The 12,151-nt window shown below is 60.4% G+C and carries 9 protein-coding genes; 2 read left to right on the top strand and 7 right to left on the bottom strand.

Translation table 11 applies throughout. The features are described 5' to 3' along the window. Window positions 1–295 precede the first annotated feature (295 nt). Window positions 296–1,216 (top strand): c-type cytochrome, encoded by a 921-nt coding sequence (locus PU724_RS30860; RefSeq protein ID WP_426213751.1) that lies wholly within the window; start codon window positions 296–298, stop codon window positions 1,214–1,216. A 40-nt stretch (window positions 1,217–1,256) separates the two neighbouring features. On the opposite strand, the gene PU724_RS30855 is transcribed toward PU724_RS30860, so the two are convergent. The 7 genes from PU724_RS30855 to PU724_RS30825 form a co-directional block, all read right to left on the bottom strand. After that, complete coding sequence (locus PU724_RS30855) at window positions 1,257–1,673, bottom strand: c-type cytochrome (protein WP_292347434.1); 417 nt, start codon at window positions 1,671–1,673, stop codon at window positions 1,257–1,259. Then, a complete protein-coding gene (locus PU724_RS30850; RefSeq protein ID WP_426213746.1) occupies window positions 1,666–2,544 on the bottom strand; it encodes a cytochrome c oxidase assembly protein in 879 nt (292 codons plus the stop codon). The genes PU724_RS30855 and PU724_RS30850 overlap by 8 nt, the downstream gene beginning before the upstream one ends. A gap of 289 nt (window positions 2,545–2,833) precedes the next feature. Further along, window positions 2,834–3,436, bottom strand: coding sequence for a cytochrome c oxidase subunit 3 (locus PU724_RS30845; protein WP_127308761.1), 603 nt, complete (start codon window positions 3,434–3,436; stop codon window positions 2,834–2,836). Then, window positions 3,433–5,343: a cytochrome c oxidase subunit I gene (ctaD, locus tag PU724_RS30840; RefSeq protein WP_354422763.1), complete on the bottom strand. Its 1,911-nt coding sequence runs from the start codon at window positions 5,341–5,343 to the stop codon at window positions 3,433–3,435. The genes PU724_RS30845 and ctaD overlap by 4 nt, the downstream gene beginning before the upstream one ends. Continuing rightward, window positions 5,340–6,299: a cytochrome c oxidase subunit II gene (gene coxB, locus PU724_RS30835; protein ID WP_354422979.1), complete on the bottom strand. Its 960-nt coding sequence runs from the start codon at window positions 6,297–6,299 to the stop codon at window positions 5,340–5,342. Before coxB ends, ctaD begins: the two co-directional genes overlap by 4 nt. Window positions 6,300–6,328: 29 nt before the next feature. Further along, a complete protein-coding gene (locus PU724_RS30830) occupies window positions 6,329–6,877 on the bottom strand; it encodes a c-type cytochrome (RefSeq protein WP_354422980.1) in 549 nt (182 codons plus the stop codon). A gap of 74 nt (window positions 6,878–6,951) precedes the next feature. Then, window positions 6,952–9,348, bottom strand: a complete 2,397-nt coding sequence (locus tag PU724_RS30825) for an FdhF/YdeP family oxidoreductase (RefSeq protein WP_354422765.1) — start codon at window positions 9,346–9,348, stop codon at window positions 6,952–6,954. A gap of 659 nt (window positions 9,349–10,007) precedes the next feature. Between PU724_RS30825 and katE the strand changes: the two genes are divergently transcribed. Continuing rightward, window positions 10,008–12,119, top strand: a complete 2,112-nt coding sequence (gene katE / locus PU724_RS30820; protein ID WP_128272312.1) for a catalase — start codon at window positions 10,008–10,010, stop codon at window positions 12,117–12,119. Window positions 12,120–12,151 lie beyond the last annotated feature (32 nt).

Here is a 12,151-nt window from a genome sequence, read left to right as displayed (position 1 = left end):
TCACATTGAGGAGATACGCGCCGAGCGTGATGGTGACGATCTCGTCATAACCGAATTCCACGTCGGCATTTTCGCTGCTTTCGAGCGCCTCTCTGCCTCGGCAATTGGCGTCGCGATGCTGGACTTGTTTGGCTTGCGCCACCGCGACTGCCTGTACCGCATTCCCTGGGAGAAGCTTGATATCTCCGATCCAACCAGACCTCGGCTGCGATGCACCCTCGAGCAACTTTCTCATATGAAGGCGGGAATTGACGGCAAGGGCGAGGCATCGTCGTCCAACACCTTGCGGCACGTCATGGCGAGCACAGTGTGGAAAATTGCTCTCACAGTTTTCCTATGTGCAAGCGGCGTTGGTACGGTCTTGTGGTACATGACCGCGGCGCAGCCCCCTTTCTCGAACCAGGATCAGCAATTTGAAGGCCCGGTCGATGTCGCGCATGGTGAGCTCGTCTTCGCGGCAGGGGATTGCGCTTCCTGTCATGCGACACCGGGGCAATCCGATCGCCTGAAGCTGGGCGGCGGGATGGCGCTCGCTTCACCATTCGGCACCTTTCGGCCTCCCAACATATCTCCCGATCCGGTGGATGGCATCGGCGCATGGACCGTCACCGACTTGGCAAATGCACTCCTCGGCGGCGTGTCGCCAGAGCGTCAACACTACTACCCTTCTTTTCCCTACACGAGCTTTACCAGCATGACGGCCGAGGACGTCAGGGACCTGCGCGCCTATCTCAGGACGCTTCCCAAGGTTTCGGGGCGTGCGCCACCGCATGATCCCGCGATCCTGTTCGGCATCCGGCGGTCCATGGGCATTTGGAAAATGATGTTCTTTCGCCAAGGCACGACCTCTGCGCGCCTCGACGGAGATCCCGTGCATGATCGCGGCGCGTATCTCGTCGAGTCCGTCTCGCATTGCGCTGAGTGCCATTCGACCCGCAACGCTTTTGGCGCCATCAAGTCGGACACTCGATTTGCCGGTGGCATCGATCCTCAAGGAACGGGATTCGTGCCAAACATCACGCAGCACAGATTGAGCGGATGGACAGAGAACGACATCGCGACGATGCTCAAAACTGGGGAAACGCCCAGCCACGGTCGCGTCGGATCCTCGATGGCCGATGTGGTGACGAATACGGCAATGCTGCCTGACAGCGATCGCCAGGCGATTGCACGTTACATCAAACGTCTGCCACCGATTGCCACGCCGCGCCCTTGAAGCAATTCCAGGGAAAGCATGAAGTGACATTTCATCCGCTTCATTGTGCGTAGAGATACGCTGCGAGGTCTTTGGCTTCCTGTTGCGAGATGCCGGTCGCCGGCATCGCAGTCCGCGGGGAGAAGCTCCGGGGCGAAACGATCCATGCGACAAGGTTGTCGGAATTGTTTTCCAGTACGCCCGCGATGTACAGCCGCTTCGACAGCCCAGTGAGAGGCGCGCCTGTCTGGCCGTCGGCTCCCGGTATCCCCGCAATAGTGTGGCAGCCGGAGCAGCCGTATCGTCGGAAGATTTCCGGTGCGCGTGCGGGATCGCCGTCGGTGATCGCTTTGGCTACGGCCGCCCGGCTGTGGTTGTCGCGCGCGATATTGATTGTGGCAAAAGCGGCCGATGCCGCGACGAGGGCAATGCCTATTAAGGCGGCGCGGCCTGAGAGAGGTGTCGGCAGGTCAGGCATTTTGCGCCCTTCGTTCACTCGATCCCAGAATCCAGAGCGCAAGCATCGCCATTGCCGCCACCGCATAGATCGTGCCGGCGGGCACCCACATGATCATGCCCGCCAATTGCTGGTCTTCCAGAGGCGTCAGCCCCCAGGCCAGGGCGGTCCGGGTCTGCGCGATGTAGAGCACGCGTGGAGCGAGAGCGATCAAGGCACCCAGAATACTCGTGTGAACCATGGTCGCGAACAGATGCCAGGCCGAGGCGCCGTAATCACTCCGCCAGATCATCGCCCACCAGAACAATATCGCTGTCACAAAGAAGCAAAGATGCTGGACGCGATGCAGGGCAGTGTTGGTGACGGCCGCGTCGAACAATACCGGCAGGTGCCAGGCCCAGATCGCGAAGCCATGAATGATGGTCGCATTCAAGGTGCCCGTACACCAGTCCCACGGACCGCGAACCAGGGGCGAACACATCCCTGATGCAGCCACGCGACGCGCTCGTCCTGGCAGCCCCCACATCAGGATGCCAACCGGGCGCGCAAGCACGATCAAAGGTGCCGAGACGGCCATGACCATCTCGTGCTCGATCATATGGAATGTATAAAGGTGCTCACCTAGCCAGTGAAGCGGCGACAGCAGCGCCGCCGCCAGTGTCAGCCAGCCGCTACAGTAGAGCAAAGCGCGCATGAGCATGCCGCCGGGTTGCCGCGCGCGCCGTGCCAGCCTTGTCACGCCCGCTCCGTAGAGTAGTGCAAGCATCGCAAGTGGCACGACGATCCACGGGTCAAACGTCCAGGGATAGCCAGAACCATGGGTCTCGTCGCCGTGCGCCATTGCCGGGGAAGCGATCATGAAGAAGAACAGTATGCGGATCAGCGCTGGCATGGGTCGAGCAGCATCGTGGCCGCCTCCTGTAACGACAACGCAAGGACAAACGCCAGTGCGACTAGGAAACCTGCGTCGACAAATCGCTTCGATTTGACCAATCCGTTTGACGTCACCCGAGATGCGGCGACGCCGGCGACCGACGCAACGAGAAGGATGCCGCACAAGGCGGCGGTCCAGGAAAAACTTTGCCGGCAATCGATGTAGGGTGTGATCTGCCCAAGCTGGGTGCTGAGCGCCCAGCTTATGGGCGGCACAAGGAGTCCAGCGTTTCGGAGCCAACTTTTGGTCAAAGCCGTGGAGCCCAATAGAGGCAGGCATACATTGGCAACCAGGTCGCCACGACGAAGTTCCAGTACATCACATTGTCGCTGACATCCCCAAAGCGCCGCGGATTGTCGCCATGCCGCGAAAACATCAGGCAAGTCAGTACCAACGTCTCCACCAGATCGGTCAGGATATGGGTGGTGTGCAGCCCGAGCATGACCCACACGATCGACCCGTAGGCATTCTGATCCCACTGGATATGCATCGCCGGAAACTCGAAGGCACGCAGGACAAGCGGCGCTATTCCGATCAGGGACATGATGATCAGCCCGATACGCACCTTCCGCAAGTCCTGGTCGCGCGCCCAGCGCGCCAACAAGATGTTCGGAAACAAGCTTGCCACCAGGAACACCGTCAGCGTCGTCCCAGGCAGCAGATCGGGTGGCGGGGCGTCCGGAGGCCAGCGTGGTGCCAGGCTCATGAGATAGAGGTAGACGACGATGGAAAGCGCAAAGCCAGTGCCTTCAATAAGCATGAAGGCGAGCGTCCCCCACCAGGACAAGCTCGCGGTGCCGAGGCCATGCGGGGGAAGCTCCGTCAGGTCGAGCACCACGCCTTCCTTCATGACTCGTCCTCCGGCACGCCCTTGGGCCAGAACCAGCCAATGAGTGCAATCGCGATTGGTATCGATCCCCAGACCACCGCCCAGGGTGTGAATATCGACCAGATCAGCGTCGCGGTGGTGGCGATTGCCGCCAATAGCGGCCAGATCGAATCCCCGGATGACGCTTCACGCGCCTCCGGGGTCGCTTCAACGATGCTGCTGACCAACAGCTCACGACGGTCGACGCGCAGGCCCGCAGCAACGGGAAGGACATCTCGGCGGTCCGACAGGGGATCAAGGCCGCCGACCACCGGTAGCCGGGCGAAGTTGTACGGCGGTGGTGGGGACGAGGTGGCCCATTCGAGCGTCGAGGCCCCCCAAGGGTTGGACGACGCGACGGCGCCCGACCTCGCACTGCGTATGGCGTCGATGAAAAACAAAACAAAGCCCGCAGCAAGGACGACCGCGCTGAGGCTGATGAACATGTTCAGGCCGGACCATGGCATCTCTGGCTGGTAGGTGTAGATCCGGCGCGGCATTCCCTGCAGGCCGAGGATATGCATGGGGAAAAAAGTCAGGTTGAAGCCCACGAAGATCAGGCCGAACACCCAGCGTCCGAGTGTCTCGCTCATCAACCGCCCGGTCAGCTTCGGGAACCAGTAGTAGAGCGCGCCGAGCAAAGGAAAGACCGCGCCGCCGACCAGGACGTAGTGAAAATGCGCGACGACGAAATAGGTGTCGTGGACTTGGGTGTCGAACGGCACAGACGCCACCATCACTCCGGTCAGACCACCGATGACGAAGGTGACGATGAACCCGATTGCGAACAAGAATGGCGTCGTGAAGATCGGTCTGCCTGCCCATATCGTCGCGAGCCAACAGAATATCTGCAGTCCCGCCGGAACCGCGATCGCCATGCTCGAGGCGGTGAAAAAGCTCTCTCCCAACCGGGGAAGGCCGGCCACGAACATATGATGGACCCAAAGCCCAAAGGCCAGGATACCTGTGGCGATCAATGCCATCACCATGGCCAGATAGCCGAACACCGGCCGACGCGTAAACGTCGCGACGATTGTCGATACCATCCCCACCGCCGGCAGGAAGATGATGTAAACCTCCGGGTGTCCGAAAAACCAGAACAGGTGTTGCCATAGCAGTACATCGCCGCCTTCGGCCGGATTGAAGAAATGTGTCTCGACCAGTCGGTCGAGAATAAGGGCCGTGCTTGCGACCATGATCGCCGGCATCGCCAGGATGACAAGAAACGAGGTGACCAGCATCGACCAGACGAACAACGGGATACGGTCGAGAGACATTCCTGGCGCGCGGTGCTTGAAGACAGTCACGACGATCTCGACGGCTACAGCGAGCGCGGAGACTTCGGTGAAGGTGATCATCTGCGCCCAGATGTCGGCCCGCTTTCCCGCCGCGTATTGGGGACCGGAGAGCGGGACATAGGCGAACCAGCCGACATCCGGTCCGGTATCGAGCACAAAGGCGATCCATAGAAGCAAGCCGCCGGCGAGATACATCCAATAAGAGAATGCATTGAGACGCGGAAAGGCGATGTTTCTGGTCCCAACCATCAAGGGCACGAGGTAGACCGCCATCGCTTGCATGACGGGCACGGCGAACAGGAACATCATGTTCGTGCCGTGCATGGTGAAAATCTGGTTGTAGCGATCGGGCCCGATGAAGCGAGCTTCGGGTTGCGCCAGTTGCAATCGCATTAGCAGGGACAGCAATCCACCAAGCGCCAGGAAGACAAAGGCAGTGGTGATGTAGCGTCGGCCGATGACTTTGTGATCGACCGTGGCAAGGGCGCCCCACACGCCCGGCGTTGTCGACCAGATCGCCGCAAGTCGACGGTCGATTTCAGCAGCGTCGAATGCTGTGTCACGAAGCGCGCCGGCATTTCTTGACGTCATTTCAGGCTCTCCATGTAGGCGGAGATATTTTGCAGCTCGACGCTGGTCAGCGGCACCATCGGCATGTTGTTCCCGGGTTTGAGCGTCTGGGGATCGGCAATCCAGGCCGCCAACGAACCACGCGTGGTTTCCAGCAGCCCGGCCGCGATCGTCTGACGTCCGCCGATGTGAGTGAGGTCTGGTCCGGTCGTGCCTTTGGCGGCCGTACCGCGTACCGTGTGGCAGGCCGAACAGGGCTTGGCCAGAAAAGCCATTTGCCCAGCGGCCGCATCCGGATCGGCCGGCGTCAATGCATCACCACGTTGCGACGCAGCCCAGCGTTCAAAGTCGGCCGGCGCCTCGGCGATCACCAGGACTGCCATGTGGCTGTGCTGCAAGCCGCAGAATTCCGCGCATTGGCCCCGATACGCCCCCGGCTTTTCGGCACGCAGCAGCAAACTGTTGGACCGGCCCGGGACAACGTCTTGCTTTCCGGCGAGGCTTGGCACCCAGAACGAATGGATGACATCGGCGCCTTCAAGCCGGACCTGGACATCCGTCCCCACGGGGATGTGGATTTCGTTGGCCGTCTGAAAGCCGGGCGAGGCATCGGAGCCGGCGTAGAATACCTGCCACCACCATTGCTGTCCCCGCACCGTGATCGTGAGGGCCGCGCTCCCCGGAACACCAATGTTGCGGGTGGTGTAGAAGCTTGCAATCGTCAGACCGGCGATGATGACAACGCTGGCCGCGACCGCGGCGGACACCACTGTCGTCAGCCGGCCCTCGGGGTTTGCGTCTTCCGTTCCGGCGCGGCGGCTCCGCAGGAGCGCCAAGCCAAGCACGACGATCACCACGATCCAGATCACCGTGCACACGGCGACTATACCGATGACCAGGTGTTCGACATGAATTGCAGGACCGCCGTGCGGATCAAGCGCGGACTGCTTGCCGCTGCAGGCAGATGCAACAGCCATGATTGAAAGCAGAATAAGGCGAACATTTCTCAAGGCGAGGGTCCCTGATCCGGGGGGACGCCTACTGGTCCCTCGTCGAAAAGGATTGTCGCCGGACCGCGATTCTCGGCCGGGCGAGTTTGTTTGTCGTCGTTGCGACTGGGTGCCGCCACCTTCGGGCTGTAGGAACCGATCGTCTGGACATATCCCGCAAGCTGCCAAATTTGCTCGATGGTCAGGCGGTCGCGAAACGCGGGCATACCGTGCGGGCGGCCGTCACGAATGGAAGCCACGATGGAAACCATCTCAGGCCCGTAAAGCCACCAGCCATCGAGGAAGGACGGACCGACCCCGCCGCGACCGTCACCATGACAGGTACCGCAACCGAACCAGGCATAAAGCCGCTTGCCCTGGCTTAGATTGTAGGCGTCAGCCTCGTATGGCTTGCCAAGTGCGAAATAGCTCTCGGGCGGCGTGCCCCCGATGCCGTTGGACATGAGGCGGAACCGGTCGAGATCAGCTGCAACCGGCGGTTCGAAACGGAGCTCTCTTGGCTGCCGCAAATAGCCAAGCACCCCACCTGCGCTGGCGAGGGACAGGAGAACCGCAACCGCCAGGACCGACTTCGCAATGCTGAAAACCCTCTCTGTCAAGCGTTCCTCTGCCCTGGGGGTCAACCAACGGGAGTTAGGTGTGATCGGCTGAGACGGACTGGCAAAAGCTTGTAGGACGGCGTCTTCGACTTCGGGTCGTGATGCGCCAAGGGAAAGAGCGGGTTGGTTTCGGGATAATACGCCCCGCAACAGCCCTTCGGGATATTGTAGGAAACGATCTTCAGACCGGTGACCGTGCGGGCGACGTTGTCATCGATCGCCGTGGTCACATCGACGATCTCGCCATCGGCGAAGCCTAGTCGGAGGATGTCTTCCCCGTTCATGAATATAATTCGGCGCGTGCCTTCAACGCCGCGAAAGCGGTCACTGTAGCCGTAGATCGTGGTGTTGAACTGATCGTTGGATCGCAGCGTTGCAAGGTGCAGAACGTCGGCCCTGCCAGAGGTTGAGAATTCAGGAAAGAGTTTGGCTGGCGTGATGAAATTCGCCTTTCCGCTTTTGGTCACCCACTTGCGTTCGCGTGCCGGCAGCGGCCTGGCAAAGCCACCCGGCCTGAACAACCGCTCGTTGAAGTCCTTGAAGGTTTCCGGGTACGTCCGCTCGATGGCGTTTCGTATCTCGGCGTAGTTGCCGACCCAGGCGTCCCACGGAACCTTGGTTTCGCCGAGCGTGGCCTTGGCCATCCCGGCGATGATTGCAGGCTCCGATAGCAGCGCGGTACTGGCGGGCCTAGCTTTGCCGCGCGATCCGTGGAAATGGGCAATGGAACTTTCGATGGACACGGCCTGCGGTCCCGTCGCTTGCTGGTCGAGTTCGATGCGGCCGAGGCAGGGCAGGAGATATGCAATCTCGCCATGCAATACGTGGCTGCGGTTAAGCTTGGTCGCGATCTGCACGCTCAGACGCAGTTTGCGCCACCCCTCTTCCATGGCGGCGGTATCAGGCACCGCTTTCAAGAAGTTCCCGCCAAGGCCGATGAAGGCGCGGGACTGGCCGTTCATGATGGCTTCGCAGGTTTCGACTGTGGTTCGGCCCGTCCAGCGCGGCGGCTCGAAACCATAAAGTTCGGAAAGCTTGTCCAGCGGCGCCAGCCCGGGCTTTTCGGTGATCCCGACGGTGCGTTGTCCCTGAACATTGGAATGGCCGCGTACGGCGCAGATATTCGCTCCAGGCTTGCCAATGTTCCCGCGCAGCAGCGCGAGATTGCAAACCATATGGACGTTCTGGACACCCATGAGGTGCTGCGTCAGCCCCATGCCGTATACCATCATGACGGCATCGGATTTCGCATAGGTCGCCGCTGCTTGCATCATCTGGTCGCGGCTGAGCCCGGATACACGCTCCAGTTCGCTCCATTTGTGATCGCGGGCAGCTTGGGCAAATTCCTCGAATCCGGCAGTATGCTGCTTGATGAAATCATGATCGAGCACGTGCTTTTTGTCGGCTGAAGCCATCGAGGCGGCGAAAGCGACCATCGCCGCATTGTTCGGGTCCTTCGGCTTGCCGTCCTCTCCCGCCACGCGCCTGTCTCCAGATGCCTTCAGGGCGTCGTCGGCTTCGATGAGCGCCTTGCAGACGCCGAACAACGCCGCGATGTCGCCGCCATTGTTGACCTGATAATATTCCGAGGAAATCTGCGTCTCTTTCCCGGTCAGCATCTGGGCTGGCGACTGCGGGTTGACGAAGCGTTCCAAGCCGCGTTCGCGCAGCAGATTGAAGGTGATGATCTTCGCGCCACGATTGACGGCATCCTGAAGGTCGTGGAGCAGGCGAGGTGACGACGTACCCACGTTTTGCGCGATATAGAAAATACAGTCGGTGTTTTCAAAGTCCGACAAAATAGCCGTGCCGACAGAGGCGCCGATGCTTTCTGGAAGCGCCACCGAGGAGCTCTCGTGGCACATGTTGGAGCTGTCAGGCAGGTTGTTGCTGCCGTACATTCGCGCGAACAACTGGTACATGTAGCTCGCTTCGAGCGACGCTCGGCCGGAGGTGTAGAGGTCGACCTGATGCGGATCGAGCGCGCGAAGCTCCCTGCCGATCTCCTCGAACGCCTCTGACCACGCCACCGGGACATATTTGTCACTGGCCGCGTCCCAGCGCAGCGGCTGGGTCAGCCGGCCCTGTTCTTCCAGATCATGATCTGGCCAAAGCTCCAGTTCGCTCAGCGGCTTTCCGGCGAAGAATTTGGGGTCGGCCCTGCGGGAGGTGATTTCCCACGCGGTCGCCTTCGCGCCGTTTTCGCAGAATTCGAGTGGATGCGGTTGTGAAGGTTTTGCCCAGGCGCAACTGACACACATGTAGCCTTCCGGCCGGTTCTGGGTCGAAAGCAATCTTGGTCCTTTCAAGGGGACGCGTTCTCTCAAAATGATCGCAGCCACGGATTTGGCTGAACCCCAGCCGCCGGCCGGCCCGCTGTAGGGCTTGGAAATGGCCGAGCTAGTCTTCAATGTCATTTTTAACCCCATCTGCCTGAGGCAGGCCAGGCTTCTCCTCAAGTGGAGCATGTAATCGTCTTGCTCCAAGGCGCGCGAACGGCCACGCTCCCACCTCATGGTGATTGATGTCCTGCGCCGACTTGCGTCGAGTTCCCCGGCGCCCCTGGCCTGGTATAGCGTTCAGGAGGAAGCTCGCGTGCAGCGGGGCGTACGCCTCTGGGTTTTTCATAACCCGCCTTCTCAGGTCTCCGAACCTATGTTCCAAGCGTCCCAGATAACGCAAGCGCGCCGCACACGTTCCCGCGAGCCAGGTAGGCGGCGGGACGAGAGATCAACGTGCCGATCGAGGTGAGCACGCTCATAGATTGGGTGATTTGCCATCACCAAGAACCTTCGACTGCGACGCAGGTTCCCCGAGGAGATTTCGTGGACATCGGTCGCATTGGCTAGTCGGCTAGGCGCAGGACGGCTAGTGCCGTCGACGCAGGGGCAAGCGGCGGCTTCCGACGAGACCGGCTGCCCCCGCGGATCCCAAAGCCTCTTGCGCTCCATTCAACGAAAAACTCGACGTGCTCGAGATGCGAGACCTTTCCGCAGGTCTGGAGTTTTCAGGAACCTAGTGTGCACCCCGGCATTGAGAGAGTTCAACCTGCTCCTCGATCCTTGGGAAAATCACAATGGTAAAGACGGCAAAACGGCCCTCAGGCAAGTCCGCGATAATCCATGACCAAAAGCTTGTGCGGGGCAATGGGGGAGAGCTTCACCAGATCGCAGGGGATGACAACGCAGTGCTCACCACTGCGCAGGGCGGCTTGGTCTCGGATGACCAGAACTCGCTGAGGATCGGCGAGCGGGGGCCGACGGTCCTGGAAGATTTCCACTTCCGCGAGAAGATTTTCCACTTCGACCACGAGCGGATTCCCGAGCGTGTCGTGCATGCTCGTGGCTACGGCGCGCACGGCTATTTCGAAACCTATGACTCGCTCGCCAAATACACCCGCGCCGACATCTTTCAGCGCGCCGGCGAGAAGACGCCGGCCTTCGTCCGGTTCTCCACCGTTGCCGGATCCAAGGGCTCGTTCGATCTGGCGCGCGACGTCCGGGGCTTCGCGGTCAAGCTCTACACCAAAGAAGGGAACTGGGACATCGTCGGCAATAACATCCCGGTCTTCTTCATCCAGGACGCCATCAAGTTTCCGGACATGGTGCATGCCGTCAAGGAGGAGCCGGACCGGGCCTTTCCCCAAGCCCAGTCCGCGCATGACAATTTCTGGGATTTTATTTCGCTGACGCCCGAATCCATGCACATGATCATGTGGGTGATGTCGGATCGCGCTATCCCGCGCTCCTTCCGATTCATGGAAGGGTTCGGGGTGCACACCTTTCGCTTCCTGAACGCGAAGGATGAGTCGACCTTCGTCAAGTTTCACTGGAAGCCGAAGCTTGGCCTGCAGTCGGTGGTCTGGAACGAGGCCGTGAAGATCAACGGCGCCGATCCGGATTTCCATCGCCGCGATCTGTGGCAGGCAATCCAGTCGGGCAATTTCCCTGAGTGGGAGCTGCGGGTTCAGCTCTTCGACCAGGCCTTCGCCGACAGTTTCGCTTTTGACGTCCTGGATCCGACGAAGATCATTCCGGAGGAAGAGCTCGAGCCAATTCCTGTCGGTCGCCTCGTTCTCGACCGCATGCCGGACAATTTCTTTGCCGAGACCGAGCAGGTAGCATTCATGACGCAAAACGTTCCACCTGGCGTCGACTTCTCGAACGACCCGCTGCTTCAGGGGCGGAACTTCTCGTATCTGGACACGCAGCTGAAACGCCTTGGCAGTGCGAACTTCACCCATATTCCGATCAATGCGCCCAAATGTCCTTTCCACCACTTCCAGCAAGATGGGCATATGGCAATGCGCAACCCTGTTGGCCGGGCGAACTACCAGCCGAACTCTTTCGGAGAAGGACCCAGGGAGTCACCACAGCGCGGATTTCGGTCTTTTGCGGACGCGGAGGAAGGCCAGAAAGTCCGCCTGCGGGCGGAAAGTTTCGCCGATCACTACAGCCAGGCGCGGCAATTCTTCAACAGCCAGACGCCACCCGAACAACGTCACATCGCAATGGCTTTGACCTTCGAACTGAGCAAGGTGGAGACCCCAGTCATCCGCGAGCGGATGGTCTCGCATCTCCTCAATATCGACGAAGGATTGGGCGTGACCGTCGCTGGCAAGCTCGGCATACAAGAAATGCCCAAGCCGGCGGATGCCGCTGTCGTGCCAAGGGACGATCTCGAACCCTCACCGGCGCTCAGCATAATCGAGAATGGGCCAGACAGTTTCGCGGGACGCAAGGTCGGCGTGCTGGTGAGTTCCGGCACCGATGCCGCGTTGCTGAAGAAGCTGCAATCGGCGATTGAGAAGGAAGGTGCGACGATAGAGGTGGTTGCCCCGAAAGTCGGCGGTGTCGAAGCCGGGGATGGAAGCTGGATCGAAGCCAGGCATATGATCGACGGAGGACCCTCCGTCCTGTTCGATGCCATAGCTGTCCTGTTGTCGGAAGAGGGAGCAGATCGGCTAGCCAGAGAGTCAGCAGCGCGGGACTTCGTGGCGGACGCCTTTGCTCATCTCAAGTTCATCGCGTTTGTCCAGTCTTCCTCCCCGCTTTTTGTCAAAGCCGGGGTTGCAACCGACGCAGACGAAGGGCTGATATCGCTCGACGGAGTGAGCGGGATAAACACGTTCGTGCAATCCTGCCGGAGACTGCGTCTCTGGGGGAGGGAACCGGCCGTCAAGCTCTAGAAGAGGGTGGGGACGACTGTTGTCTCGGTGAG

The sequence above is a fragment of the Mesorhizobium abyssinicae genome, assembly GCF_049887195.1.
Taxonomy (GTDB): Bacteria; Pseudomonadota; Alphaproteobacteria; order Rhizobiales; family Rhizobiaceae; genus Mesorhizobium; species Mesorhizobium abyssinicae.
Note: the sequence above shows the minus strand (reverse complement) of the source record. Positions and strands in the feature narration are given on the sequence as shown.